A 25,252-nucleotide genomic window follows, 5' to 3' on the forward strand; every position below is an offset into this window, starting at 1 on the left:
TTTTGTGGAAATAATGATATATTTCTGTTGGAGGTGGCATGGTGGAAGAAGTTGTTATTATCGATGCACGAAGAACTCCCATCGGTAAATACCATGGGTCATTAAAGAAATTTTCAGCAGTTGCATTAGGTACTGCTGTAGCGAAAGATATGTTTGAACGAAATCAAAAGATCAAGGAAGAAATCGCGCAAGTGATCATCGGCAATGTCCTACAAGCAGGTAATGGCCAAAACCCTGCCCGACAAGTGGCCCTACAAAGTGGTCTCTCAGTGGACATCCCGGCATCAACGATCAATGAAGTTTGTGGTTCTGGATTGAAAGCCATTTTAATGGGAATGGAGCAAATCCAGTTGGGCAAAGCGCAAGTTGTTTTAGCCGGGGGGATCGAAAGCATGACGAATGCTCCGTCCCTCAGTCATTACAATAAAGCAGAAGATACTTACAGTGTCCCAGTCTCAAGTATGACATTAGATGGCTTAACAGATGCTTTTAGTAGTAAGCCAATGGGCTTGACAGCTGAAAATGTGGCGCAACGCTATGACATCTCACGAGAGGCTCAGGACCAGTTTGCCTATCAGTCACAAATGAAAGCTGCTAAAGCGCAAGCAGAGAATAAATTTGCGAAAGAGATCGTTCCGCTGGCTGGCGAAACAAAAACGATCACCGCAGATGAAGGGATCCGCAGTCAGACCACAATGGAAAAACTGGCTTCTTTAAAACCAGTTTTTAAAACTGACGGTACCGTAACTGCTGGAAATGCTTCTACGATCAATGATGGTGCAGCATTGGTGTTGTTAGCATCAAAAACCTACTGTGAAACAAATGATATTCCGTATTTAGCGACGATCAAAGAGATCGTTGAAGTAGGGATTGATCCTGAAATCATGGGGATCTCGCCTATCAAGGCAATTCAAACACTTCTTCAAAATCAAAAAGTTTCATTAGAAGACATCGGTGTGTTTGAGATCAACGAAGCATTTGCTGCATCTTCGATCGTGGTGGAGTCTGAATTGGGATTGGATCCAGCAAAAGTCAATCGCTATGGTGGCGGAATTTCTCTTGGACATGCGATTGGTGCCACAGGAGCCCGCTTAGCAACTTCTTTGGTCTACCAAATGCAAGAGATCCAAGCCCGTTATGGGATTGCTTCTTTATGTGTTGGTGGCGGGTTAGGGCTGGCTATGTTGTTGGAGCGGCCAACAATTGAAAAAGCAAAGCCGACGGACAAGAAATTTTATGAGTTGTCCCCCGCTGAGCGGTTACAAGAGCTTGAGAATCAACAAAAAATTTCTAGTGAAACAAAACAACAACTGTCACAAATGATGTTAGCGGAAGACACGGCGAACCATTTGATTGAGAACCAAATCAGTGAGATCGAGCTGCCAATGGGTGTAGGCATGAATCTGAAGGTGGACGGCAAAGCATATGTCGTACCAATGGCTACAGAAGAACCTTCTGTGATTGCAGCAATGAGTAATGGAGCCAAAATGGCTGGTGAGATCCATACGCAAAGCAAAGAACGATTGTTGCGGGGACAGATTGTTTTTTCTGCAAAGAATCCAAATGAGATCGAGCAACGGATTGCGGAAAACCAAGCTTTGATTTTTGAACGGGCAGAACAAAGCTATCCTTCGATCGTCAAACGAGAAGGAGGATTGCGGCGCATCGCTCTGCGGCACTTTCCAGCAGATTCTCAGCAGGAATCTGCTGATCAGTCGACGTTTTTATCGGTGGATCTTTTCGTGGATGTCAAGGATGCGATGGGAGCCAATATCATCAATGCGATCTTAGAAGGCGTTGCCGCACTTTTCAGAGAATGGTTTCCTAATGAAGAAATCTTATTTAGTATTTTAAGCAATCTTGCTACTGAGTCATTAGTCACGGCTGTTTGTGAAGTACCGTTTTCCGCTTTGAGCAAAAGAGGTGGCGCCACGGTTGCACAAAAAATTGTTCAAGCTTCTTTGTTTGCCAAAACGGATCCTTATCGAGCAGTCACTCATAATAAAGGCATCATGAATGGGGTGGAGGCAGTGATGCTGGCCACTGGAAATGATACCCGGGCAGTTTCTGCTGCCTGCCACGGCTATGCAGCACGTACTGGCAGCTATCAAGGACTGACTAATTGGACCATCGAATCAGATCGATTAGTAGGGGAAATCACGTTGCCGTTAGCTATCGCTACTGTTGGTGGTGCCACAAAGGTCCTACCAAAAGCACAAGCAGCATTGGAAATCAGTGATGTTCACTTTTCTCAAGAGTTAGCTGCGCTAGCTGCAAGTGTGGGACTTGTCCAAAACTTGGCAGCTTTGCGGGCGCTTGTCTCAGAAGGGATTCAGAAGGGACATATGAGTATGCAAGCTCGTTCACTAGCGATCGCTGTTGGAGCGGAGAAAGCGGAAATCGAGCAAGTAGCTGAAAAACTACGGCAAAATCCTCCAATGAATCAACAACAAGCGTTACGGTTTTTAGGAGAAATTCGGGAACAATAAAAAACTTGTTTCAACGGTAGCAAATGCTACTGTTGAAACAAGTTTTTTTGTCATAGACAAATTGATGAGCGTTTCTAGAAGCTGCTAAAGCTCATCTTTTTAAGTACATCCCAATACTTTTGGGGGCTGTCTCCACAAAGCCAAACTGCTGATAAAGATTTTCAGCTGGACAATCAGCAATCAGGTTCACGTAAGCTTGGGGATCTACTTCATTATGTATATGGTTCATTATGGCGCTCATGATTGATTTTGCCAATCCATTGCCTTGATCTTCAGGAAGGACAGCGATGTCTAGGATTTGATAGGCAGTACCTCTGTCACCAATCAATCGGCCCATGCCGACTAAGGTTTGATCGCTGGTTCTTCGAACAGTCACTGCAAAAAGACTATTGCTTAAACCAATCTTACTCGCAGCTGTTCCACGAAGAGAAAGACCGCAGGCTTTTCGTAGAGTTAGGTATTCAGCTACTTCAGGAACTGTATGTTTTAGGAGATATTTAGAATCGTTCATCATGGTCCTCCTTGATACAGAGTAGAGTTGTTTAGTCCTAGGGAATTTGATCAATACCCTTTAGCAGATGGCTTTTTGGTAATGGGCAAAGACGTCTTTAAAAAGAAAGAGACGATGATAGAAGGATTCCAACAAATGAAACAGCCAAACCCCAACAGTTGAGCTGTTCGTTTTTTTCTATCATCGTCTCTTTAGCTTAACGTTCAGTTAGTGGGGTATTCGCATACTCTTCGATCAATGGAATCACATCCAGCTTCAGTTTGTACTTACGAGCTAAGGCAGGTTCAACAGTGAATTCGCCAACTTCAGTCGCTGATATGGTTGCCAATAGGCGTTTTTCTTTCGCTGTATCTTCAAAAATCTGCACATTCTCGGCATTTCTTTCAACAGAGAATTTAGGAAATGCAGTCATTTTTTCTTCAAAAGCGGCAAAACCATCCGTTGTTTCCGCTGCTTCCGTCTGAGATTCTGAGACTGGTTCGGTAGCAGAGGCTTCTGGTTGATTGACAGCTGATGTTGCTGGTAACCAATAAGCGGCGATTTCTTCCACTAGATTATCACTAAAACGATCTAATAGACCTTTTTCTTGTTTTTGGATTCGTTTCACAACGATTTTGAAATTCTCGTCTAAAGGAACTGCGATTTTTTGTTCTTTGGTCGTTGCCGTTTGCAGTTCAATCAACATTTCCTCACGGTTTTTAGGGTTGATATAAACGGTGGTCTCTAGTCCAAAATTTGCAGCTGTCTTGTGTTGGATCGCTGAAAATAATTGTTGACGTGCCATTTCATAAGATGGCCGAAATTGTTGTTTTAACTTGGCTAATTGTTTCTTTTTCATATTCTTCTCCTCTCAATCAATCTCGATTATAAGGAATAATGACGAAAATGAACAGGGGTTTTCATGAAAAAATGAGGAATTTCTTTTGATTATCATAAAAAATGGCTTTTCTTTAAATGAAATAAAAGAAACAGCCAAGATCATACCCAATGAGTAGGGGATGACTTTGACTGTTTCTGAGGGCAACAACTTACTTCTAAAGATATACCAGGTTCATCGCATAGTGCTCAAAGCGTCGATTTGCTGATATTTAGGCATCAAAATAAACGAATCATTTTTACCATAGGCGACCAAGCAATTTTCCCATAGAAAAAAGCTTAGCGGCATCTTCGCTTTTTCAGCAAGCATTTGCTGATAGTCTGACTGATCCCATTGACGTGCGGGAAAATGTTGAACGTAGTCGGGAAAAATCAGAAATACAAAATCAGGATGCAAGGCTCGCTTGACGGCAGTGGGCAGTTGATCCAAACGTGTAGAATCCATCGGGTTTTCCCTCATTAGAATCCTGTTGTATCCGGATTAGTTGCTTTCCCAACGACTCCATCTAGTTGGTCGATTCGCTGCATATCTTCATCAGAAAGCTCAAAATCAAAGACTGCTAAGTTTTCCTCGATACGACTTGGTGTAACAGATTTAGGCAGCGGCAAGAAATCATGTTGTAAAGACCAGCGAATCGCGATTTGAGCAATCGTTTTGCCGTACTTGTCAGAGAGTTCCTGCATTTCAGGAACGTCAAAGATCTTTCCTGTGCCTAAAGGACTGTAAGCTTCCAATAAGACATTGTGCTCTTGGCAATAAGACACTACTTCTTTTTGTAATTCACCAGGCGCTAAGAAAATCTGGTTGACCATTGGGAAAATAGTGGCTGTTTTTTTCAGTTCTTCGAAATGATGAGGCAAGAAATTGCTGACGCCGATGGCTTTGATCTTCCCAGCTTGATAAAGCTCTTCCATCGCGCGCCATGTTTCTGCATTTGCTGACTGCCAATTGTCACGGAATTTCACTGGATTTGGCCAATGAATCAAGAAAAGATCGATATAGTCGGTTTGTAATTTCTTCAACGATTCTTCAAAGGAGGAAAGGACCAAGTCGTAAGAGTGATTTTCATTCCATAATTTTGTTGTCAAAAAGATTTCTTCTCTAGGAATGCCACTTTCTTTAATTGCTTGTCCAACACTGTCTTCATTTTTGTAACCTTGCGCGGTATCGATATGACGGTAACCAACTTCCAATGCTTTTTTGACAGCAGAAACAGCAACGTCACCATTTGGTGTTTGCCAAGTGCCAAAGCCAAGTTCAGGAATCGATACATTGTTCGATAAAGTATAACTGTTCATTTTCATTCCTCCATTTCTTTGTTTTTAGTTTAGCAGAGAAGGGATTTTTTTCCAATGGAAGATACTTCTGATCAAAATAATGCACAAAAAAGATGTAAAAAAACTTGTGTTTTGAACCAGTTTTTTTGTACACTTGAGAAATGGATAAGGAGAGAGAATATGGATATCTATTTAAAGCGTGCGATTATGCACATTGTGGATCGACAAACGGGTGATCCCGTATACTCGCAAGTGGAATTGGATCTGACAACGGAATACATCCGAGATTATTTAACGAAAAAAATTCAAAAATTAGCGACACCTCAGACAAAGACCGGCCGCTTGCTGGAGGACTCTGAGATGGCTAGATTCGTCAAACAAGCGCCGGAAGCATTTGTAGAAAGCAGTGAAGCAATCCTGCGACGCTGGTATGAAGTTTACCAACAAAGTGAAGATGCACCAAGTGCGGATGCTTTCATTGTTTTGTATGAATTAGATACCAAACTGCAATTAGCATTTTTGAAGGTTAGCTATACAGATGGCTACACGCACTTTATCGACAGTACTGAAACAGGTATCGCCAATAATCTGATTTTGCATCGAGCACTTTTAGCTGGCAAAACCCAAAAAGCAGATGAAGGAATAACGATCGATGTCGAGCAGCTGACTTACGAATTAGTAGAGAAAAAATATACCTTCTCCGGAGAAAAATATTTCTATTTCTCCACGAAAGTGATTGATTCTGAACCGCTGCCTTCTCTAGAAGAAAATGTCAAAGTCATCAAAAAGGTAGCTGAAAAAATTGGTCAAAAGTTTGAGACCCCTTCTTATGATGTCATCGCCGATGTCAAAGAGGCTGTTTACGATACAATAGAAGAAAATGGTCAGCTGCATGTAGATTCGATTGCCCAAAAAGTATTCAAAGATAATATTACGGCTCAGATGGCCTTTCAAGAAGAAGTAGCAGAAAAAGGGTATATCGATCAAGCCCCTATGCTGCGAGAGGTCAGAGAAATTTCAGAAAAAAAATATGGCAAACAAAAGCTAAAACTTTCCAATGGTATCGAGTTGATCGTTCCATTGGATGTCTATCGAGATCCTAATTTGATCGAATTCATCAACAATCCCGATGGCACGATTTCTGTAACCATCAAAAATGTGGAAGAAGTCATCAATCGCATATAAAAATAGCTGCCAGGCTCTTCTCAAGGAGTCTCTGGCAGCTATTTTTATTTATTGTTGAGTTGATCCAAAGCGGGTTTGGGTACATCTTCTTGTGAGACTTCTTCCCAACTGAGGACACCTTTGCGGGGATTGACTAATAGTTTCAGATAAGCTCCTTCTCGTAGGGGCTTGGAGCGGTGTTCATTCATTTTAACGATCTTCTCTTCACCTGATTCATTATAAGCCGCTTGTTCATATTTATAAATATCTTGAGCCACACCATCACTGGCAATTGATGTTGAGTGGGTACCGCTGGTAGTGATTTCGGTGTAGTAAGCAGTGCCGCCATAGTAATAACGGTAGGCAAAGAAACAGCCGCCTAAGAAAACGCCAAAGACGATCAAACTCGCAATGATTTTTTTCATTCCTGTTCACCTCATATCTATTATGCTATAAAAAAGCAGACCCGTCCAACTATTTTATCAAAATCAAAGCAAATCTTAGAAATTTTGAATAAAAACGGCGAACAATGAAGGAAACAATATTCTTGACTTTGACTAAATTTGACCTATAATAGAGATAGATTTAAACTTACAAAAAATAAGTAAGAAAGAATTTTTTACTTTTGTAAGGAAAAGTCTATAATTGATAGTAGAGCCGATCCAACGGCGCTACATCTCATTTAGGAGGGAAATTATTATGGCAAAACAACATTATGATCGTAGTAAACCACATGTAAACATTGGTACAATTGGACACGTGGATCATGGGAAAACGACACTGACTGCTGCCATTACGACAGTTCTTGGTAAAAAAGGACTCGCTAATCCGCAAGATTACGCAAGTATTGATGCGGCTCCTGAAGAACGGGAACGTGGTATCACGATCAACACCGCTCACGTTGAATATGAAACAGAAAAACGTCACTATGCTCACATTGATGCTCCAGGACACGCGGATTATGTTAAAAATATGATTACCGGTGCTGCCCAAATGGATGGTGCGATTTTAGTTGTATCCGCAACAGATGGTCCAATGCCTCAAACTCGGGAACATATCTTGCTTTCGAGACAAGTTGGTGTGAAACATCTGATTGTTTTCTTGAACAAAATCGATTTAGTCGATGACGAAGAATTGATCGATTTAGTGGAAATGGAAGTAAGAGAACTACTATCTGAATATAATTTTCCAGGTGATGACATTCCTGTTATCAAAGGTTCGGCATTAAAAGCGTTGGAAGGAGACCCTGATGCAGAAGCTGCCATCATGGAATTAATGGATACAGTAGATAGCTATATCCCAACACCAGAGCGGGATACAGACAAACCATTACTCTTACCAGTTGAAGATGTCTTTTCGATTACTGGACGAGGAACAGTTGCTTCCGGACGGATCGATCGGGGAACAGTTCGGGTAGGCGATGAAGTAGAAATCGTCGGTATCAAACCTGAAACCCAAAAAGCTGTAGTGACAGGCGTCGAAATGTTCCGCAAGACGATGGACTTTGGGGAAGCCGGCGACAATGTAGGTGTCTTGCTAAGAGGGATCACTCGTGACGAAATCGAACGAGGACAAGTGTTGGCTAAACCAGGTTCGATCACACCACATACAAAATTCCAAGCAGAAGTTTATGTATTGACGAAAGAAGAAGGTGGTCGTCATACACCATTCTTCAACAACTATCGTCCACAATTTTATTTCCGTACAACGGATGTGACAGGGAACATTACATTGCCTGAAGGAACAGAAATGGTGATGCCAGGTGACAACGTGACCATCGATGTGGAATTGATTCATCCAATTGCCGTTGAAAATGGAACGACGTTCTCTATTCGTGAAGGTGGCCGCACAGTTGGTTCCGGTATCGTTACTGAAATCGAAAAATAAATCAGTGTTTCAACAAAAATGAAGCAGTGACTAGAGCCTTTTAGGACAGTCACTGTTTCTTTTTCTAAATTTCTTTGTGATTTTATTAAGGATTTTAGATGATGGAAAACAAACCTAGTCAGCAAATAAGTTTCATAGTAGGATAGAAGCTGACACTAAAAAGATAGGATGTTTTTCCATGAGAAAACTGCGACGATTTTTTATTTTTATAGCAAAAATAGCTGGAGTCCTGTTGCTTATCGGCGGACTGTTTTTAGGCTATAAAAATTATACAGCTCTAAAGAAAGTGTATTCTTATGAAGAAACAATCGCTGAGCAAACAGAAAAATATGGCATCAGCGACTATCAGGAATTAGCGATGAGTATTATGTTGACTGAATCAAAAGGGGAAGGAAACGACCCGATGCAAAGCTCAGAGAGTGCTTACGGAAAACAAAATCAATTTGAAAATGCTCAAGACAGTATCGAGCAGGGAGTGGCTTATCTGGCTAAACTGATCAAAAAATCTGTTGACATGGACTGTGATCTGTGGACCGCCGTTCAAGCCTATAATTTTGGGACAGACTATATTGATTATGTAGCCAAGAATGGTGGCGAAAATACGCTAGAACTGGCAGAGTCCTATTCAAAAGAAGTGCTTTCTCCTTTGTTAGGAAATGATAATGAGCAAACCTATCGTTACTGGGGGTGGCAGTCGATCACTTATAATGGCGGTTATTTGTATCACAATGGTGGCAATTTATTTTATGCAGATGTGGTAAAATTCAATCAATGGAAGATAAAAATGGGTAGTATTTTGTTTTCTTGAAAGTCTCTGAAATCAAGCAGGTAAAAGACTTGAAAAAACAATAAAATATGATAGAATCAATATGAGTGATTCTGTCTAATTATTCGTCGCACTGATTCTGATTGGTGCGATTTTTTACCTAATGAATACGGGAATACTTACCGAATGGAGGTGAGTGGATGGCACGAATACCTCAAACGGTCATTGATGATATTCGAGAACGAAGCAATATCGTTGATATCGTTGGTCAGTACGTCCAGTTGAAGAAATCTGGGAAAAACTATTTTGGATTATGTCCCTTCCACAACGAAAAGTCACCTTCTTTTTCTGTGGCAGAAGATAAGCAGATCTACCATTGTTTTGGCTGTGGCCGCGGAGGCAATGTCTTTGGTTTTTTGCAAGAGTTAGAAGGATTAAGTTTTCCAGAATCTGTTTTGAAAGTTGCAGAAATCAGTGATATCCCTTTAGATGAGCAATACAAGCAAACCGAAGCAATTGATGCAACCTCTTCTCAGCAAAATCAATTGATCGCGTTGCATGAAAAAGCTGCTGAAGTCTATCATCACATGTTAGTCAATACGGCTGCCGGGCAAGGCGCATTGGATTATTTGCTGGAACGCGGATTGACGATGGCACTGATTGACGAATTTCAGATTGGTTTTGCGCCTAACGAGCGTGCCTTTTTGGAAAAAGTTTTTTTGAATGAAAAAGCAAATGCGGCATTTTTTGCGGATACAGGTCTCTTTGTACAAAGGAACGATGGGCAACTTGCTGACCGTTTTTATCAAAGAATCATGTTTCCGATTCGGAACCCTCAAGGAAAGACCATCGGTTTTTCTGGACGCTGGTTTCAAACGGAACAGGATGATAGCAAAGACCAGCCCAAGTATTTGAACAGTCCGGAAACAATGCTTTTCAATAAGCGTGAAGTACTTTTCAACTTTGATAAAGCCCGGCGATCAATCCGAAAAGAAGGCCAAGTCTTTCTATTTGAAGGCTTTATGGATGTAATTGCAGCGTGGCAATCAGGAATTGAGAACGGGATCGCTTCAATGGGAACTAGTTTGACGAACCAGCAGATTGCCAATATTGAACGTGTCGCTACAGAAGTCATCCTTTGCTATGATGGTGACCAGGCAGGAATCAATGCAACGAATCGCGGGATTGATCTTTTACAAGAACATAGCCGCGTGAATCTCTCCGTCGTTCGAGTCCCTGAACGTCTGGACCCGGATGATTATGTGCGAAAGTATGGTACAGAGGCCTTTTTCAAACTGGCCATGCATGGCAGAGAAACGGTGTTTGCATTCAAAATGGACTTTCATCGTGCCAATCGCAATTTGGCCAATGAAAAAGAACAGATCGATTATGTCCAAGAGGTCTTGCAAGAATTACAGCATGTAGATTCTTTGCTAGAACAAGACCGATACTTGACACAACTTTCAACTGAATTTCATATTAGTCGAGAAACACTACAGACGCAATTGCGTCAGTTAAAACAGACGCAGCCGACCCCAACGCCTTCACCGCCAGTTCGTGAAGCAGTGAGTGTAGCACCACCGCCACCACGACAGCAACGGAAAACTCAGGTAGAAAAGGCGGAGGAATTACTGTTATATCGTCTGTTCCATGACAATACGCTGAATCCTCGTTTTAAAAGTACCGGTGTTGCGTTTATTCATGATAAATACCAACAAATCTATTTTTTATACGATGCGTATATGGAAACCGAAGAGCAATTTATCCTAGCAAAATTCTTGGATTTTTTGAAAGATGAACAAATGAAACAACAAGTGATCGAGATCGCTGATATCAAGGCTTCTGAAGAGGGGACGGAACAAGAATTCCAAGACCTTCTGCAGGTATTTCGTAAGTCGGGCATTGCTGAAGAAATCAATCAAAAACGAATCCAGCAGCAAGAAGCACGACAAAAAGGAAACCAGCAATTAGAGTTGGAATTAGCAATTGCGATCATTGATTTGACCAAACGGTTGAAACAAGCTAAATAGCGAACTGAAAGGGGCTTTCTTTCATGGCAGAAGAAACAAAGAAAACATATGACAAAGCTGTTGCCGAATTTATCAAAGAAAACAAACCAAAAGGACAAGTCGTTTATGACGAACTAACCAATCATTTAGCGACCCCTTATTCTTTAGATGCAGACGCAATGGACAAGCTGATCCAAAAACTGGAAGACTCAGGGATCAGTGTAGTAGATGAGAATGGGGAGCCTTCCGTTCATAGTTTGAAGAGCAATGAAAAGCAGCAAGCAACGCAACCACAAGAAGATCTTTCCGCTCCTACGGGTGTCAAGATCAATGATCCGGTACGGATGTATCTGAAAGAAATCGGACGCGTACCCTTATTGACTGCCGAAGAAGAAGTAGCCCTTGCTTTAAAAATCGAAGAAGGCGACCAAGAAGCGAAACAACGGTTAGCTGAAGCCAACTTACGTCTCGTTGTAAGTATTGCGAAACGTTACGTTGGTCGGGGGATGCAGTTTTTGGACTTGATCCAAGAAGGAAACATGGGCTTGATGAAAGCTGTTGAAAAATTCGATTACCGCAAAGGATTCAAGTTCTCGACTTATGCCACTTGGTGGATTCGTCAAGCAATCACTCGTGCTATTGCCGACCAAGCACGGACGATTCGGATTCCAGTCCATATGGTGGAAACAATCAATAAATTGATTCGAATCCAACGGCAATTACTGCAAGATCTAGGTCGCGAACCGACACCGGAAGAAATCGGAGCAGAAATGGATCTGCCAACTGAAAAAGTACGTGAAATCTTGAAAATCGCACAAGAGCCAGTTTCATTGGAAACACCGATCGGTGAAGAGGATGATTCTCATCTAGGCGATTTTATCGAAGATCAAGATGCGACAAGTCCCGCCGAACATGCAGCCTACGAATTGTTGAAAGAACAACTGGAAGACGTACTAGATACGTTGACCGATCGTGAAGAAAATGTTTTGCGATTGCGTTTTGGTATCGATGATGGTCGGACACGTACTTTAGAAGAAGTCGGAAAAGTTTTTGGTGTAACGAGAGAACGGATTCGTCAGATCGAAGCAAAAGCGTTACGTAAATTACGCCATCCATCCCGCTCAAAACAATTAAAAGATTTTCTAGAATAAAACTGAGACCACAAAGACTTTTCCAAGAAGTATGCTTGGAGAAGTCTTTTTCTTGTGGTTTAGCCAACTTTCGTAGGAAAAGTAATGAACTTAATAAAAACGTAACGAAGCAAGTGTTGGCTAATTGCTTTGAATATGATAAATTTAATTTTGTGAATCATTTACACGAAGGTGAATCATTTTGGTACAGAGAGTTTTTTCACCAAAGCCAGTGAATAAAGGGCAAGTCTATAAGTGTGATATTCTGTAGTAAAATGAAACCTTTCAACGATGAACAGATACCTGCCGAAGCAGGTTCAAAATAAAAGGAGCAAATTCGAACAAATGATGAAAACATGTCCTCAATGTGGATTTGAATCAATTGATGCACAAAAGAAATGTCCAAACTGCGGCTTTGAGTTTGTTAAGTCGGATGAGGCAAATGAAAAAGAAGCCCCTCATACGAATGAGACGGTATCCGAAAAGAATCCGCAGCAAAATGATGATATCCGCTGGTCTGATTTTAAGGATGTTCCCTTAGGTGAATTAATTGAACATTTCGAAGACAAGAATGAAACTGATGAGTCAAAGAACAATCAGTCAGAAGACGACGTAAACGTGCAAGAGCTGATGACGAACCCAAATATAGAACAGACACCCGTTTCAAAAGAAACGCTATCAGATGCGTCCGAAACGATCGAATCACAGTCACTTGAATATCAGTCAGCAGAACAATCGATGCACAGTGGAAATGAAAGCAATGAAGTGTCTGGATCAGACAAAGGAATCCAATCGATCGCAGAAAGTTCCGCAGAGCCCAATGATTTAGTAGATTCAGCCGAGGTCCCTGAAGATCACGATTCGGCTATTTTATCTGCTTATATTCGTCAACATAAAAATTCAGAGATGGATGAAGATGCGACAGATGTTCCAGTGATACCGGAAGTCACGGACGATAAAGAGGCTCTTCCTCTAACGGAGGAACAATCTCAATCTGGATTAGAAGATGAACAAACTGATACTGCAGCGATTACTGAATCTTCAGAAAGCCCTCAATCAACAGAGAGTCCGCAACCGAAAATTGAAGCAGAAGAAACAAAGCTTGCCGAAATTCCAGAAAAAACAGCGGTATCTGAAAATACGAAGAGTAAAACCGATCCACTGCCCAAAAATAAAAAGTCACGCAAAAAATTCTATGTAGCGGCTGCGGCGTTGGTACTTGTTTCTGCAGGTGGCTGGTATTATTACGAAGAGACCGCTCATCAAGAACAAATTGCGACAGCAAGTGAGCTGGACCAGATCGAAGCGGATCTAGCCGATTTTTATACCGACGATAACCAAGAATTTATCAAAGCAGACAAAACAACTACGCAATTGACGGCATTGACTGATCGACTAGCCAAGTATAAAACGGAAAGCCGTTACCCGGACTTGTTGGCTCAGTCTGAAACAATCAAAGAAAAGATGGCGACTCTTTCGGAAATCAATGGGTATTTCACTAGTCCAGTGATCATTGAAGATCAATTGCAGAAGGTTTCCTTAAAAGAGCCTTCGGCAGTGACTATGTCAAAAAGAACAGCTGAAACACCATTCGATCAATTAGTAAATCGGGCGATTGATCAAGGGCAAAAAGAGTATGCCCAGATCGAAGAAGTACGAAATGCAGTCAAAAGCATGGTTGCTTTGAATAAAGAGGGTGAACTTTCTGACAAAGTCACGCGAAAAAGCTACAATGATTTAGTGAAGAAGATCGATGCATTGTCGATTGCTTCTTTAAAAGAGCAATTGACTGCTGAGATAGCACCGATTGATTCTGCACTGAAGAAAAAAGAAGCTGCTGAGAAGGCTGCTAAAGAGAAGGCGGCCCAAGAAGCAGCTCAGGCACAAGCGGAAAAAGCCGCCGCAGCTCAAGAAACAACTACGGCTAACAATAGCCAGTCTTCTGAAGCTGATTATGTATTATCGCCGAATACACCAACGAATACCAATAATCAACCAATCATTCCAGCACGTGAAAGTGATTTGGCAGACTCTAGCAATCCGGCTTGGAATTGGGCGCCTGGTGTCCAAGAAAAGATCATTGCAACCGCAATTGCTCGCGGCTATGTCGTTGAAGGGGGTTATACCTTTGAGCGCGTACGAATCGTGAATGGAGAAGGTTACTATAATTTTTATGCGACCAACAACCAAGGCTCCTTGTTGAAAGGAACCGGTGATTCCGCTTTTCCAATGTATCTCTTTACAGTGAATGCCAAAACCGGGTATTTCCGTGGAAATGGAAATGATCATACGATTCGGTGATGGGTGACACTTAGAAAATTTTCAGCATAATTACATTATTGAATCAAAAAACAGCTTGTTTCTCCTCCGGCTTTTCGATATGATGGATGATAATCAATCGGAAACGGAGGTTTTTTTGTTGCAGAAAATTGAAAGATATGAACAGTTCAGTGATGGAGTTATTGCCTGTATTCCAACGATTCTGGGTTATCTAGGCATTGGTTTTGCAATGGGAGTCGTGGGGAAAGGAATCGGCTTGACGGTCATTGAAGTCCTCTTGATGTCGATCATTGTCTATGCTGGAAGTGCCCAGTTTATCATCTGTGCCCTTTTGGCTATTCAAGCACCGTTTACTTCGATCGTTGCGACAGTTTTCTTAGTAAACTTACGCCACTTTTTGATGAGTTTATCGGTAGCACCTTATTTCCGTTCTGCTTCATTAGTGTCAGGAATTGGCATCGGCACATTGCTGACAGACGAATCCTATGGAGTTTTAACGACAGCTTTGCAACAAAACAAACCAATCACTACCCGATGGACTCACGGATTGAATGTCATGGCCTATTTAAGTTGGATCTTTGCCACTTTCTTAGGAGCGTTGTTAGGGTCATATATTCCTGATTCTGAAGCATTAGGACTGGACTTTGCACTAGTGGCTATGTTTGTTGGCTTATTCCTTTTTCAAGTAGAGGTGCCTTTAAAAAAGAAGACCAAGCAGACGGTGCTGGTGCTAGCCGCTGTGGTAATTTCATTGGTCCTTTTTATGCGAATTTCAACAGCTGAAGTAGCCGTGATTGCTGCCACTTTGATTGGATGTTTGATAGGGACGGTGACACATCATGATTGATTTTGTTATACTGATGATAGCTTGTGGTGTCGTTACTTGGATACCTCGGGTGCTGCCCTTTTTATTTTCGAAGAAATTAGTTTTTCCTGAAAGATTCACGATCTTTCTAAGCTACTTGCCCCTTTGTATTCTTGGAGCGCTGCTTGTTCAAAATCTGTTGGTTTTTCGTGAAGGACAATTTCCATTACTTAAAGTCAAAGAAACCGTTGCTTGTTTACCAGCGCTAGTGGTCGGTTATTATACAAAAGATTTGATGAAGATCGTTGTTACAGGCGTCATCACGATGGCGGCGATTCGATTCTTTTTCTAGTAAATCATTTCTAAGGAGAGAAAAAATGAAAGACTTATTGGCATCCGTTTTTAGCGGATTGATCATTGATGAGAATGATCAAAATTACTTTGTACAAAAAAATGGTCTGACTTTTCGCTTATCAAAAGCAGAAGGAGAGCACCATCTTGGAGAAGCTGTGGAGGGTTTTGGTTATCAGAATCAAAAACAAGAACTCGTAATCACTACGGAGATTCCTAAAAGCCGCCAAGGACATTATGCTTTCGGAACTGTCACGGACAGTCGTCGAGATCTAGGCGTCTTTGTCGATATTGGTCTCAAAGATAAAGATATGGTGGTATCATTAGATGAATTACCAACAATGCGGGAACTTTGGCCAAAGAAAGGCGATCGCTTGATGGTCAGCTTGACAGTGGATGAAAAGGATCGAATCTGGGCTTCTTTAGCGGATGAAAAGATTTTTAAAGCATTGAGTAAACGTGGTTCAGAGACGTTGAAGAATGCTGACATTACAGGGACAGTCTATCGCTTGAAACTTGCGGGAACTTACTTACTCACAGATGATTTCTACATTGGCTTTATCCATCCTTCCGAAAGATACCAAGAACCACGTTTAGGAGAAGTTGTCTCAGGACGAGTAATTGGTGTTCGCCCGGATGGTGTTCTGAATTTATCATTGAAGCCTCGTGCTTATGAAGCAATTTCAAATGATGCCGCTATGATCATGACATTCTTGGATCGAGCTGCAGATCATCGTATTCCTTTTACTGATAAATCGACACCAGAAGAGATTCTGCAGACATTCGGTATCAGTAAAGGCCAATTCAAGCGGGCGATCGGTACCTTGATGAAACAGCGTTTAGTGGAACAAAAAGACGGCTTCACCATCAAAGTCGAAAAATCCAATTGAGAATGCTTGTATCTTTTCTCATTCTAATTTATAATGATTACAATATTATCTAAGAGTTGACGTCTCTTAGATTAGAATCGTTATAAATTAGCGATGTATGGAGGCCTGTATGAATACAACTGCTGCTTTAAAGAAGACAAAAAAACAACTTCATGAATCAGGATTTAAATTGACTCCACAACGAGAAGCTACCTTGTTGGTTCTTTTGGAGAATGAGAAAGATCATTTATCTGCAGAAGAAATTTTCTTTTTTGTGCGCAAAAAAAGTCCAGAAATCGGACTAGCCACAGTGTATCGTACATTAGAAATCTTAACTGATCTAAAAATCGTGGACAAGGTGAGTTTCAATGACGGCGTTTCTCGTTACGATCTGCGCAAAGAAGGAGCAAAGCATTTCCATCACCATCTGCTTTGTTTAGAGTGTGGCAGTATCGAAGAAGTAGAAGAAGATCTGCTGACAGGTGTCGAAGACATCGTAGAGAAAAAATACCATTTTCTAGTAAAAGACCACCGATTGACTTTTCATGGAGTGTGTCAGAAGTGTCAGACAAAAAATGCAGCGAAGTTGAGTGAAGCGTAATTGCTCCTCAGCTTTTTTTGTGGTTGAACTACTATCATATCAAGCTTTAATTTGTTATGATAAAGAGGTTGAAAGTAGGGGGGACGTGTATGAAAGAACAGATCATCGATTATTTGCATTATCTGACGATTGAGCGGGGGCTATCCCAAAATACCCGTAAAAGTTATGAGCGCGACCTAGAGCAGTACCTTACATTTTTGACGGAACAGCACATCAAAGATTGGCAGGCGGTGGATCGTGTCTTGATCCTCTCTTTTTTGCAGCAATTGCAGCAATCAGGGAAATCCTCGGCGACCATTATTCGAATGGTATCAAGCTTGAGAAGGTTTCATCAATTTCTCCGTCAAGAACGCTTTACGGATCATGATCCTATGCAGCACATCGATTCCCCAAAAAAACAACAGAAACTGCCTGATACATTGAGCCTTTCTGAGGTTGAGCGCTTGATCGAGACACCGGATACCAAAGAAGTGTTGGGAATCCGCGATCGTGCGATTTTAGAAGTGATGTATGCTACCGGCCTTCGGGTCAGTGAACTGATCGGGTTGCAACTGAAAGACCTTCATTTAAGCATGGGTCTGTTGCAGACGACAGGGAAAGGTGACAAGGAACGAATCGTTCCTTTAGGAGATCTGGCGATTCAGTGGATCGAAACTTACTTGGAAGAAGCACGCCCTTTTTTGACTCGGAAACATCCAGAAGAGAGTCATCTTTTTGTCAATAATCATGGAAAACAACTTTCTCGTCAAGGAATCTGGAAAAACTTAAAGGCCCTCGTGCGCAAGGCAGGCATTACAAAAAATGTGACGCCACATACGCTAAGGCATAGTTTTGCCACCCATTTATTGGAAAATGGTGCCGATTTGCGTACCGTTCAAGAATTATTAGGGCATGCAGATATATCCACGACACAGATCTATACTCATATTACGAAAAAAAGGATGACGGAAGTGTATAAGCAGCACTTTCCTCGTGCCTAGAAATAGAGGAAGACATGGAAGAAATCAATATCAAACTAGATGTCTTTGAGGGACCGTTGGATCTGTTGCTGCATCTGATCCAAAAATTGGAGATCGATGTCTATGATATTCCAATTGCAGCGATCACCGAACAATATATGCAATATATTCATGCAATGAAAAGTTTAGAGTTAGAAGTTGCCGGAGAATACTTGGTGATGGCTGCTACACTGATGGCAATCAAAAGCCAGATGCTGCTGCCAAAACAAGAGATCTTGATTGAAGAAAACGATCCTTATGAAGAAGATCCAAGGGATATGCTGGTTGCTCAGCTATTGGAATACCGTAAATACAAATACGCAGCCGAACAATTATCCGAAAAAGCGGAAGAACGAAGTTTATACTTTACGAAAGATCCGATGGATGTCGATGCCTATAAAGAAAAAAGTGATGAATTGGCAGCCAACCGGTTCAACACGATCGATTTATTTTTGGCTTTTCATAAAATGCTTGAAAAGAAAAAGAGTCGGAAAGTACTGGAGACAAAGATCACACCAGATGAAAGTACCATTGATGAAAAAATGGCGACGATCCAATTGGAAATGCAGCAACGAAATGCCAAAAAGGGACGACGTTTTGATTCTTTTTTCACCAATTACAGCAAAACAGAAGTCGTTACCACTTTCATGGCATTATTAGAATTAATGAAAAAAGGATATATTCGAGTAGAGCAAGAAGGAAACTATGAATCGATCTTGCTTTACCCAGCAGGTAAAACAGATGAGTAAATATAGTGAAATAGAAGCGATTCTCTTTGTCGTAGGAGATGAAGGGATCGGATTAGAAGAATTAAGCTACTTAGTCAATAGCAAAACTGTGGCTGTCTATCAGTACTTGCAAGAATTGAATCAGCGTTATGAAGAAAATGAAGATTCAGCTTTGCATATTTTAGAAGTTGGGAATCATTTTGTTTTGTCCACAAAGAAAGAAGTCGCACCGTTATTAAAGAAATACGCAGAATCGCCAATGGGCAACTCTCTTTCGCAAGCTGCGTTAGAGACATTGTCGATCATTGCCTACAAGCAACCGATCACACGAATCGAAGTAGAAGAGATTCGTGGGGTCCAGTCCAGCGGCTCCGTACAGAAATTAGTCGCAAAACGATTGATCGAGGAAAAAGGCCGTGTTGATGGACCAGGTCGAGCAATTTTATATGGAACCACTGAATACTTCATGGATTACTTTGGCCTAAAATCATTAGCCGAATTACCTGATATTCAAGCAATGGAAGACGAACTCGAAGAAGATGGACCAGTGGATCTTTTTTATGATCGTTACAAACAAGAAGGAGACTCATAATGGAACGTTTGCAAAAAGTAATCGCACATGCTGGAATCACTTCTCGCAGAAAAGCAGAAGAGTTGATTGTGGCAGGTCGTGTCAGTGTCAATGGTCAAATTGTTAAGGAACTAGGAGTACAGGTGAGTGCCAAAGATCGCGTGGAAGTTGACGGTGTCCCAATTGAACAAGAATCGCCCGTCTACTATATGCTCTATAAACCACGTGGCGTAATCTCAGCAGTAACTGACGATAAAAAAAGGAAAGTTGTTTTAGACTTTTTTACTGAAGTTCCAGAACGTCTCTACCCAATCGGACGATTGGATTATGATACTTCAGGTTTATTATTGCTGACCAATGACGGCGATCTTTCACAAAAACTGATGCATCCAAAACATGAAGTGGATAAAGTCTATGTGGCAAAAGTGAAAGGAATCGCTGATAAAAAACAACTATTGCCCTTGTCTAGAGGAATTCGGATCGAAGGCAAGAAAACCGCACCTGCTCGCTTTGAGATTTTGTCGACAGACGCTGCTACTCAAACAAGTATCGTCCAATTGACGATTCATGAAGGCCGTAATCATCAAGTGAAAAATATGCTTAAAGCAGTTGGTTTACCGGTCCAAAAATTGAAACGGGAAATGTATGGTTCGTTGACATTAGCTGGGTTGCGCCCTGGAGAGTATCGGGAGTTGACGAAAAAAGAAGTCAATGAATTAAAAAAACAAGTGAAATAACCAGCACACAGCAAAAGATGCTTAAAAAATTTGTCAATCGAGAATTTTTGTGTATAATGAAACATGTATTATAAATAAAAGGTTCGTCTTCAGGGGCAGGGTGCAATTCCCGACCGGTGGTGATAGTCCACGACCTACTTCTTTTGAAGTAGCTGAATCGGTGAAATTCCGATACCGACAGTAAAGTCTGGATAAAGAAGATAGAGCGTATTTGATTTGCCTATGGTTTTTCAAATGCCCTCTTTTTCCCTGTGGAAAAGAGGGCATTTTTTACTTTGTCTGGCGCCGACAAGTAAGGAATCAAGGAAATTTAATAGGTTCGTTTGAAGAGGAATCCTGAACTTAGGAGGATTTGTATTAATGAACAACAAAACAAGAAAAATGGTAACAATAGCAATGTGTGCAGCAATGGGAACAGTCTTACAGTTTATTGCGTTTCCCATCATCCCGGCGTTTAGCTTTTTGAAAATCGATTTTAGCGATATTCCAGTAATGATCGTCATGTTTTTATTCGGTCCTTTTGCTGGCGTGGCAACCGCGTTTCTACGTTCTCTCTTACACTTGTTTCTATCTGGTTTTTCACCAGCAGATCTCGTGGGAGACACGGCAAGTTTCTTGGCATCCTGTGTCTTCACTTTGCCAATGTACTACTTTTTCCGTAAAGGGATCCATGCGAAAAATAAATTCGTGGGAGTGGTCACAGGAATCCTCGCATTAACTGCTTTTATGAGTATTGCCAATCTATATGTCATCACACCATTGTACCTGCGCTTCTTTGGTGTTACAGCAGATCAATTCCTTGGCATGTCATTAGCGCGTTATGTCAGCATCGGTATTATTCCTTTTAACTTGATCAAAGGAGTTATCGTCAGTGGGGTCTTCTTGATCCTTCATGCGAAGTTGTTGCCTTGGTTGGCTCGTAAACAACCGCAACATTCACCAGTTGGAAAATAATAAAAAAGATCGTATGTTGCTTTTGAGCAAACGCGATCTTTTTATTTTTCTAACAGTATCGCCCGAGTAGGACACTTTTTATATGCAGCTAAGACTTTTTCTTGCTGATCTTCTATGATAAACTGTTGCCGAGCGGCTGGTTCTTGAGCAAATAAGACGATACCATCTTCATCATAATCAAAAATATCAGGGGCACAGACCGCACATAATCCACAAGCGATACAGCGCTCAGGAATGATTTTGCAGCGTTGAGACATGGAATTGTTTCCTTTCTGGAGGTAAGTATAGACATATGGATGCTTTTATTTTAGCGTTGTTTCATCATTCTGACAAGTTGCGTCCGTCAACCATTTATCAAATACTTTACGGCAAACGAACGAGTTCAGTATTGAGTTATGCTTTTTTTTATGATCGCTTAGGTTACTTTCAAGCAATGCCGAATCTTGAAGAGGATGAATTTAATAAAAGAATCACGGCGCTGATTGCTGCCAAACAACTTGTAGCAGATGAAAAAGGGTTTCTCCAGACAGTTGCACCTGCAACGCTTACTGAAGTAGAGACACTCTGCCGTCATTTAAATTATTTTCAATTCGGTCGCCGGGGGGAACAGATGTGGCGCTTGGTACAGCTGCTTGTTCAAGCGGCTGCTTTTCAAGAAATCAGTAATCGATATATTCCTGTGGAGAACACTCCTATGTTCACAGAACCGGTTCGGCAGCTGATTCGGCAGCACCCAAAATTGAAGCAGGCGTTGTTTACTGAGCTTTGGACAGTCTTCGAGCAGATTCCGGGAGAATTTGCCGACTTTTTGGCAGGGACGTTGACAGGACCTGAGCAAATTGGTCAGACTTTTTTTCAGCTGTTACCAGATAACTACCAAAAAATGCCTTGGAATCAGTTTTTTCCAGCGGCAGCGATCCACTGCTTTTTATCAGTGGCAAAGAAGCAATCTCCTCTTTTAGCAGCAGGGTTAAACCCGTTTTATCAAGAAAACCTCAACCAAAGCATGCTGAAGACCCGTCGCTTATTTCTCAGCGGGAAGTCGATTGAGGAAATCATGGCACTTAGACAGATCAAGCGAGGAACAGTCAACGATCACTTGATTGAATGGGCGATCATCGATGATCAGTTTCCTTATCACTATTTTGCCACAAAGCAGCAGTTCCCTCCATTGTCATGGAAATTACCTTATCACATTCTTCAAAAAGAAGTGCCGCTGGATTTTTTAAGCATCCGAATCAATCAAATTGCACAAAAGCGAGGGATCCTATGTTAGAACAGGCGCTCAAACACTATTTTGGTCATTCCCATTTTCGGACAGGTCAAAAAGAAGTGATCCAATCGGTTCTGAATCATCAGGATACATTAGCAATCATGCCCACTGGTAACGGCAAAAGCTTATGCTATCAACTGCCGGGTTATTTGCTGGAAGGGTTGGTAGTAATCGTATCACCATTGCTTTCTTTGATGGAAGATCAAGTGTATAGTTTGCAAAAAAATGGTGAGAGACGAGCGATCGCTTTTAACAGTCTCTTATCATTCGCTGAACGAAAATTTGTTCTTAGCCATCTACAGCAGTATAAATTTTTATTTATTAGTCCCGAGATGCTTGTTCAAAAGACGATTCTCCAAGCATTGGCAAATAGTAGAATCGCATTGCTGGTCGTAGATGAGGCACACTGTGTTTCTCAGTGGGGGATCGATTTTCGACCAGAATACCTTCAGCTAGCTGCGGTCAAACAACAATTAAAAGCACCAACGACTCTGGCTTTGACTGCCACGGCAACCGAACAGGTGGCACGAGATATTCAACAAAACCTTTTAGGAAAAACGCATCAAGTTTTTCGCTATGGAATGGATCGCAAAAATATTGGACTGATCGTTGATAAAAGCGGCGAAGAAAAAGACACGCTTTTAATGCATTACTTGCAGCAATTGTCAGGTGCGGGAATTATTTATTGTGCCACTAGAAACAAGGTGGAAGAACTTTATCAAAAATTACGCGGCAAGTATTCTGTGGGGTATTATCACGGTGGATTAGCCAGTGATCAGCGTAAAGTCCTTCAGCAGCAGTTTAGTCGGAACGAGCTGCAGTTATTGATCGCCACAAATGCTTTTGGAATGGGGATCAATAAACAAGATATTCGCTTTGTGATCCATTATGATCTGCCGGATTCGTTAGAAAACTATAGTCAAGAAATTGGCCGAGCAGGTCGAGATGGCAAGCAAAGCTATGCGATCTTACTCTATCGTCCTGGAGACGAAACCATCCATTATTTCTTTCAAAAGGAACTAAGTGCAGAAAGAGAACAGCTGGAAATGACGCCGCAATCTTTGATGCTTTCCCCATTGCAGGAAAAATGGCAAGCAAAAATCAATGAGCATGGTGCCAACAAATGGTTTGCTATTTTAAAGCAAAATGAGTGGGAAAAAAAGCAGCAGCTAAAAACGATGCTCGAATACATTCACTGTACTAGTTGTCGACGGTGTTTTTTATTGGCTCATTTTGACGAAGAAAAACAACCGCTTGACCAGTGTTGTGATATCGATGGTATTGTAATTCGGCTTGACCAAAAGGAATTCAAGCCGCAAAGAAAGAACTCGTGGCAGGAACGTTTACTAAAAATTTTTAAAGAAACAAATTGAATCGTTTTTTAAAAGACAGTTCGATTCAAGCTATGTTATAATACATCGGAAGGATATTAGGAGGTAATACGAGTGAGCAAGAAAGACAAAAACTATAATTCAGAAAATCAAGAGCCGTGGGAACAACCAATTTATGATACAGAATATGAAGATTCTGCCTCACGATCACAACAGCGGAAACAAAAACGCGGGAATTCACTCTTTTTGACGATCGTCTTAGTTTTACTTTTCTTGATCGTTGCAATTCCTGTTGGCGCGGGGATTTGGGTCTTAAACCGCTCAAATGATACAGCAACTGTTGCCTCATCAACAAGTAGCAGTACAGTTGCCAGCACAGAATCATCGACTGTTGAGTCATCGACAAAAGTCAGTGAATCATCTACTTCCAGCAGTAGTTCGTCATCGTCATCATCATCTTCTTCCTCATCTGAAAGCAGTGAGTCTGAAGAGCCAGCGAACAGTGAAGCAGAAGGAAACAACACCCAGAACAATCAGGGAAATGCAGACCAAGGAACGACGAATCAAGGTGCAGCGAATCAGGGAGAAACCAACCAAGGAACAGAGCAATATACGACTGTTCAAGCTGGTGAAGGTCCAGAACAAGTAGCAGCACGTACAGGTATTTCTGTCGAGACTTTGTATCAATTAAACGGGATCGATCCAAGTAATTTCATGCTTTACCCAGGCGATACATTACGAATTAAATAAAAAACCGCTTTGGCGGTTTTTTTTCTTGAAAGTTAAAAGGCCGTTGATCGGTAGTTGTTGAGAAGGAGTAACAAATGAAAAAAATCAATATTGCCATCGATGGTCCAGCTTCATCGGGCAAAAGTACAGTGGCAAAAATTTTAGCTCAGCATTATGGATATGTTTATACGGATACAGGGGCAATGTACCGTAGTATCACTTATTTAGCTCTTAAAACAGGGTGCTCATTAGAAGATGAAAGCGGGCTTGTGGCATTGATCGATACTTATCCAATCACTTTTGCGCCAACTGAGACAGGACAAGATGTTTTTGTAGATGGAACAAAAGTGACAGAAGAGATTCGCCAGCCCGAGGTAACCAACGCTGTTTCCAAAGTTTCTGCTTATCAAAAAGTCCGGGAAAAACTGGTCCAACAGCAACAAAAAATTGCTGAAAATGGCGGTGTTGTAATGGACGGCCGCGACATTGGCACCGCAGTCTTACCTCAAGCGGAAGTAAAGGTTTTTCTCGTGGCGAGTGTAGAAGAACGAGCAGAAAGAAGATACAAAGAGAACCAGCAAAAAGGAATCACCACCTCCTTTGACACATTAAAAAAAGAAATCGAGCAAAGGGATTATTTAGATTCTCATCGAGAAATCTCTCCCTTGAAACAAGCCGATGATGCAGTTCGCATTGATACAACAGGAATGTCCATTACAGAAGTCGTTGCAGCGATTCAGCAAATCGTTGATCAAAAAATGGAATAATCAACCACTGGCGCTAGTCGACCTAAAAAAACAGAACCGAACGATTCTCATGAGAAATTTCATTAAATATCGGAATTTTCGCGTAGAAATATTGTTCGAACTCTGGGGTTTTTTAGGTCGGAGGGGCTATTTTTTTTGTATGAAACAG

26 protein-coding genes and 1 riboswitch are annotated in these 25,252 nt (G+C 41.4%); of the genes, 20 read left to right on the forward strand and 6 right to left on the reverse strand.

The window, feature by feature from the left end:
• Window positions 1–41 precede the first annotated feature (41 nt).
• Entirely contained in the window at window positions 42–2,489 is a 2,448-nt protein-coding gene (locus AB5Z52_RS03860; RefSeq protein WP_368243380.1) for a hydroxymethylglutaryl-CoA reductase, degradative, read from the forward strand.
• Window positions 2,490–2,580: 91 nt separating this feature from the next.
• Here AB5Z52_RS03860 and AB5Z52_RS03865 read toward each other — a convergent pair whose 3' ends face one another.
• The 4 genes from AB5Z52_RS03865 to AB5Z52_RS03880 form a co-directional block, all read right to left on the reverse strand.
• The gene (locus AB5Z52_RS03865) at window positions 2,581–3,000 is read right to left on the reverse strand and encodes a GNAT family N-acetyltransferase (protein WP_005472159.1); all 420 of its coding nucleotides are present in this window, start codon (window positions 2,998–3,000) and stop codon (window positions 2,581–2,583) included.
• A 196-nt stretch (window positions 3,001–3,196) separates the two neighbouring features.
• Complete coding sequence (locus tag AB5Z52_RS03870; RefSeq protein WP_003126789.1) at window positions 3,197–3,838, reverse strand: hypothetical protein; 642 nt, start codon at window positions 3,836–3,838, stop codon at window positions 3,197–3,199.
• Window positions 3,839–4,051: 213 nt separating this feature from the next.
• Window positions 4,052–4,321, reverse strand: coding sequence for a hypothetical protein (locus tag AB5Z52_RS03875; RefSeq protein WP_005472161.1), 270 nt, complete (start codon window positions 4,319–4,321; stop codon window positions 4,052–4,054).
• 14 nt (window positions 4,322–4,335) lie between these two features.
• Window positions 4,336–5,175, reverse strand: coding sequence for an aldo/keto reductase (locus AB5Z52_RS03880; protein WP_021151263.1), 840 nt, complete (start codon window positions 5,173–5,175; stop codon window positions 4,336–4,338).
• A gap of 159 nt (window positions 5,176–5,334) precedes the next feature.
• Here AB5Z52_RS03880 and AB5Z52_RS03885 point away from each other — a divergent pair, with 159 nt between their 5' ends.
• A complete protein-coding gene (locus AB5Z52_RS03885) occupies window positions 5,335–6,339 on the forward strand; it encodes a nucleoid-associated protein (protein ID WP_288551461.1) in 1,005 nt (334 codons plus the stop codon).
• Between the two features lie 44 nt (window positions 6,340–6,383).
• On the opposite strand, the gene AB5Z52_RS03890 is transcribed toward AB5Z52_RS03885, so the two are convergent.
• Window positions 6,384–6,743, reverse strand: a complete 360-nt coding sequence (locus AB5Z52_RS03890; protein ID WP_003126793.1) for a YxeA family protein — start codon at window positions 6,741–6,743, stop codon at window positions 6,384–6,386.
• A gap of 274 nt (window positions 6,744–7,017) precedes the next feature.
• Here AB5Z52_RS03890 and tuf point away from each other — a divergent pair, with 274 nt between their 5' ends.
• From tuf to AB5Z52_RS03960, 14 genes are all read left to right on the forward strand, one after another.
• Complete coding sequence (gene tuf / locus AB5Z52_RS03895; RefSeq protein ID WP_003126794.1) at window positions 7,018–8,205, forward strand: elongation factor Tu; 1,188 nt, start codon at window positions 7,018–7,020, stop codon at window positions 8,203–8,205.
• Window positions 8,206–8,383: 178 nt separating this feature from the next.
• Window positions 8,384–9,013 carry a lysozyme family protein gene (locus tag AB5Z52_RS03900; RefSeq protein WP_021151258.1) on the forward strand — a complete coding sequence of 210 codons (630 nt, stop codon included), beginning with the start codon at window positions 8,384–8,386 and terminating at the stop codon, window positions 9,011–9,013.
• 158 nt (window positions 9,014–9,171) lie between these two features.
• A complete protein-coding gene (dnaG, locus tag AB5Z52_RS03905; RefSeq protein WP_003126796.1) occupies window positions 9,172–11,001 on the forward strand; it encodes a DNA primase in 1,830 nt (609 codons plus the stop codon).
• A 23-nt stretch (window positions 11,002–11,024) separates the two neighbouring features.
• Entirely contained in the window at window positions 11,025–12,131 is a 1,107-nt protein-coding gene (gene rpoD, locus AB5Z52_RS03910; RefSeq protein WP_003126797.1) for an RNA polymerase sigma factor RpoD, read from the forward strand.
• Between the two features lie 324 nt (window positions 12,132–12,455).
• Window positions 12,456–14,411: a cell division site-positioning protein MapZ family protein gene (locus tag AB5Z52_RS03915; RefSeq protein WP_288551462.1), complete on the forward strand. Its 1,956-nt coding sequence runs from the start codon at window positions 12,456–12,458 to the stop codon at window positions 14,409–14,411.
• 118 nt (window positions 14,412–14,529) lie between these two features.
• Window positions 14,530–15,237, forward strand: coding sequence for an AzlC family ABC transporter permease (locus AB5Z52_RS03920; protein WP_288551463.1), 708 nt, complete (start codon window positions 14,530–14,532; stop codon window positions 15,235–15,237).
• Window positions 15,230–15,547, forward strand: coding sequence for an AzlD domain-containing protein (locus AB5Z52_RS03925; protein WP_147735539.1), 318 nt, complete (start codon window positions 15,230–15,232; stop codon window positions 15,545–15,547). Before AB5Z52_RS03920 ends, AB5Z52_RS03925 begins: the two co-directional genes overlap by 8 nt.
• Before the next feature lie 25 nt (window positions 15,548–15,572).
• Window positions 15,573–16,436: a S1 RNA-binding domain-containing protein gene (locus tag AB5Z52_RS03930; protein WP_081131788.1), complete on the forward strand. Its 864-nt coding sequence runs from the start codon at window positions 15,573–15,575 to the stop codon at window positions 16,434–16,436.
• Between the two features lie 109 nt (window positions 16,437–16,545).
• Entirely contained in the window at window positions 16,546–17,016 is a 471-nt protein-coding gene (locus AB5Z52_RS03935) for a Fur family transcriptional regulator (protein ID WP_003126803.1), read from the forward strand.
• A gap of 89 nt (window positions 17,017–17,105) precedes the next feature.
• Window positions 17,106–17,996 carry a site-specific tyrosine recombinase XerD gene (gene xerD, locus AB5Z52_RS03940; RefSeq protein WP_003126804.1) on the forward strand — a complete coding sequence of 297 codons (891 nt, stop codon included), beginning with the start codon at window positions 17,106–17,108 and terminating at the stop codon, window positions 17,994–17,996.
• A 14-nt stretch (window positions 17,997–18,010) separates the two neighbouring features.
• Complete coding sequence (locus AB5Z52_RS03945; RefSeq protein WP_003126805.1) at window positions 18,011–18,763, forward strand: segregation/condensation protein A; 753 nt, start codon at window positions 18,011–18,013, stop codon at window positions 18,761–18,763.
• Entirely contained in the window at window positions 18,756–19,334 is a 579-nt protein-coding gene (gene scpB, locus AB5Z52_RS03950; RefSeq protein WP_288551464.1) for an SMC-Scp complex subunit ScpB, read from the forward strand. Before AB5Z52_RS03945 ends, scpB begins: the two co-directional genes overlap by 8 nt.
• Window positions 19,334–20,050: a pseudouridine synthase gene (locus AB5Z52_RS03955; RefSeq protein WP_003126808.1), complete on the forward strand. Its 717-nt coding sequence runs from the start codon at window positions 19,334–19,336 to the stop codon at window positions 20,048–20,050. The genes scpB and AB5Z52_RS03955 overlap by 1 nt, the downstream gene beginning before the upstream one ends.
• A gap of 81 nt (window positions 20,051–20,131) precedes the next feature.
• Window positions 20,132–20,256: riboswitch (FMN riboswitch) on the forward strand.
• 154 nt (window positions 20,257–20,410) lie between these two features.
• Entirely contained in the window at window positions 20,411–21,004 is a 594-nt protein-coding gene (locus AB5Z52_RS03960; protein ID WP_003126809.1) for an ECF transporter S component, read from the forward strand.
• A gap of 41 nt (window positions 21,005–21,045) precedes the next feature.
• Here the strand turns inward: AB5Z52_RS03960 and AB5Z52_RS03965 are convergent, their stop codons facing one another.
• Window positions 21,046–21,261 (reverse strand): ferredoxin, encoded by a 216-nt coding sequence (locus AB5Z52_RS03965; protein WP_003126810.1) that lies wholly within the window; start codon window positions 21,259–21,261, stop codon window positions 21,046–21,048.
• Between the two features lie 35 nt (window positions 21,262–21,296).
• Between AB5Z52_RS03965 and AB5Z52_RS03970 the strand changes: the two genes are divergently transcribed.
• The 4 genes from AB5Z52_RS03970 to cmk all read left to right on the forward strand — a co-directional run bounded on the left by AB5Z52_RS03970 (window position 21,297) and on the right by cmk (window position 25,104).
• The gene (locus tag AB5Z52_RS03970; protein WP_003126811.1) at window positions 21,297–22,280 is read left to right on the forward strand and encodes a helix-turn-helix domain-containing protein; all 984 of its coding nucleotides are present in this window, start codon (window positions 21,297–21,299) and stop codon (window positions 22,278–22,280) included.
• On the forward strand, window positions 22,274–23,650 hold the full coding sequence (locus AB5Z52_RS03975; protein ID WP_288551466.1) for an ATP-dependent DNA helicase RecQ: 1,377 nt from the start codon (window positions 22,274–22,276) through the stop codon (window positions 23,648–23,650). The genes AB5Z52_RS03970 and AB5Z52_RS03975 overlap by 7 nt, the downstream gene beginning before the upstream one ends.
• 72 nt (window positions 23,651–23,722) lie before the next feature.
• A complete protein-coding gene (locus AB5Z52_RS03980; protein ID WP_003126813.1) occupies window positions 23,723–24,358 on the forward strand; it encodes an SAG1386/EF1546 family surface-associated protein in 636 nt (211 codons plus the stop codon).
• A gap of 74 nt (window positions 24,359–24,432) precedes the next feature.
• Window positions 24,433–25,104, forward strand: coding sequence for a (d)CMP kinase (cmk, locus tag AB5Z52_RS03985; RefSeq protein ID WP_003126814.1), 672 nt, complete (start codon window positions 24,433–24,435; stop codon window positions 25,102–25,104).
• Window positions 25,105–25,252: the final 148 nt, after the last annotated feature.

The organism is Enterococcus sp. RTP21361st1_A6_RTP21361_211029 (assembly GCF_040910045.1).
GTDB classification, from domain to species: Bacteria; Bacillota; Bacilli; order Lactobacillales; family Enterococcaceae; genus Enterococcus_D; species Enterococcus_D gallinarum.

Coding starts and splice junctions, on each gene's coding strand:
- AB5Z52_RS03970 (WP_003126811.1), top strand. CDS start 21,297: ATGGATGCTTTTATTTTAGCGTTGTTTCATCATTCTGACAAGTTGCGT.
- rpoD (WP_003126797.1), top strand. CDS start 11,025: ATGGCAGAAGAAACAAAGAAAACATATGACAAAGCTGTTGCCGAATTT.
- scpB (WP_288551464.1), top strand. CDS start 18,756: ATGAGTAAATATAGTGAAATAGAAGCGATTCTCTTTGTCGTAGGAGAT.
- xerD (WP_003126804.1), top strand. CDS start 17,106: ATGAAAGAACAGATCATCGATTATTTGCATTATCTGACGATTGAGCGG.
- AB5Z52_RS03865 (WP_005472159.1), bottom strand. CDS start 3,000: ATGAACGATTCTAAATATCTCCTAAAACATACAGTTCCTGAAGTAGCT.
- AB5Z52_RS03935 (WP_003126803.1), top strand. CDS start 16,546: ATGAATACAACTGCTGCTTTAAAGAAGACAAAAAAACAACTTCATGAA.
- AB5Z52_RS03925 (WP_147735539.1), top strand. CDS start 15,230: ATGATTGATTTTGTTATACTGATGATAGCTTGTGGTGTCGTTACTTGG.
- AB5Z52_RS03960 (WP_003126809.1), top strand. CDS start 20,411: ATGAACAACAAAACAAGAAAAATGGTAACAATAGCAATGTGTGCAGCA.
- AB5Z52_RS03955 (WP_003126808.1), top strand. CDS start 19,334: ATGGAACGTTTGCAAAAAGTAATCGCACATGCTGGAATCACTTCTCGC.
- AB5Z52_RS03930 (WP_081131788.1), top strand. CDS start 15,573: ATGAAAGACTTATTGGCATCCGTTTTTAGCGGATTGATCATTGATGAG.
- AB5Z52_RS03870 (WP_003126789.1), bottom strand. CDS start 3,838: ATGAAAAAGAAACAATTAGCCAAGTTAAAACAACAATTTCGGCCATCT.
- AB5Z52_RS03915 (WP_288551462.1), top strand. CDS start 12,456: ATGATGAAAACATGTCCTCAATGTGGATTTGAATCAATTGATGCACAA.
- dnaG (WP_003126796.1), top strand. CDS start 9,172: ATGGCACGAATACCTCAAACGGTCATTGATGATATTCGAGAACGAAGC.
- AB5Z52_RS03875 (WP_005472161.1), bottom strand. CDS start 4,321: ATGGATTCTACACGTTTGGATCAACTGCCCACTGCCGTCAAGCGAGCC.
- AB5Z52_RS03965 (WP_003126810.1), bottom strand. CDS start 21,261: ATGTCTCAACGCTGCAAAATCATTCCTGAGCGCTGTATCGCTTGTGGA.
- AB5Z52_RS03975 (WP_288551466.1), top strand. CDS start 22,274: ATGTTAGAACAGGCGCTCAAACACTATTTTGGTCATTCCCATTTTCGG.
- AB5Z52_RS03890 (WP_003126793.1), bottom strand. CDS start 6,743: ATGAAAAAAATCATTGCGAGTTTGATCGTCTTTGGCGTTTTCTTAGGC.
- AB5Z52_RS03945 (WP_003126805.1), top strand. CDS start 18,011: ATGGAAGAAATCAATATCAAACTAGATGTCTTTGAGGGACCGTTGGAT.
- AB5Z52_RS03880 (WP_021151263.1), bottom strand. CDS start 5,175: ATGAACAGTTATACTTTATCGAACAATGTATCGATTCCTGAACTTGGC.
- cmk (WP_003126814.1), top strand. CDS start 24,433: ATGAAAAAAATCAATATTGCCATCGATGGTCCAGCTTCATCGGGCAAA.
- AB5Z52_RS03885 (WP_288551461.1), top strand. CDS start 5,335: ATGGATATCTATTTAAAGCGTGCGATTATGCACATTGTGGATCGACAA.
- AB5Z52_RS03900 (WP_021151258.1), top strand. CDS start 8,384: ATGAGAAAACTGCGACGATTTTTTATTTTTATAGCAAAAATAGCTGGA.
- tuf (WP_003126794.1), top strand. CDS start 7,018: ATGGCAAAACAACATTATGATCGTAGTAAACCACATGTAAACATTGGT.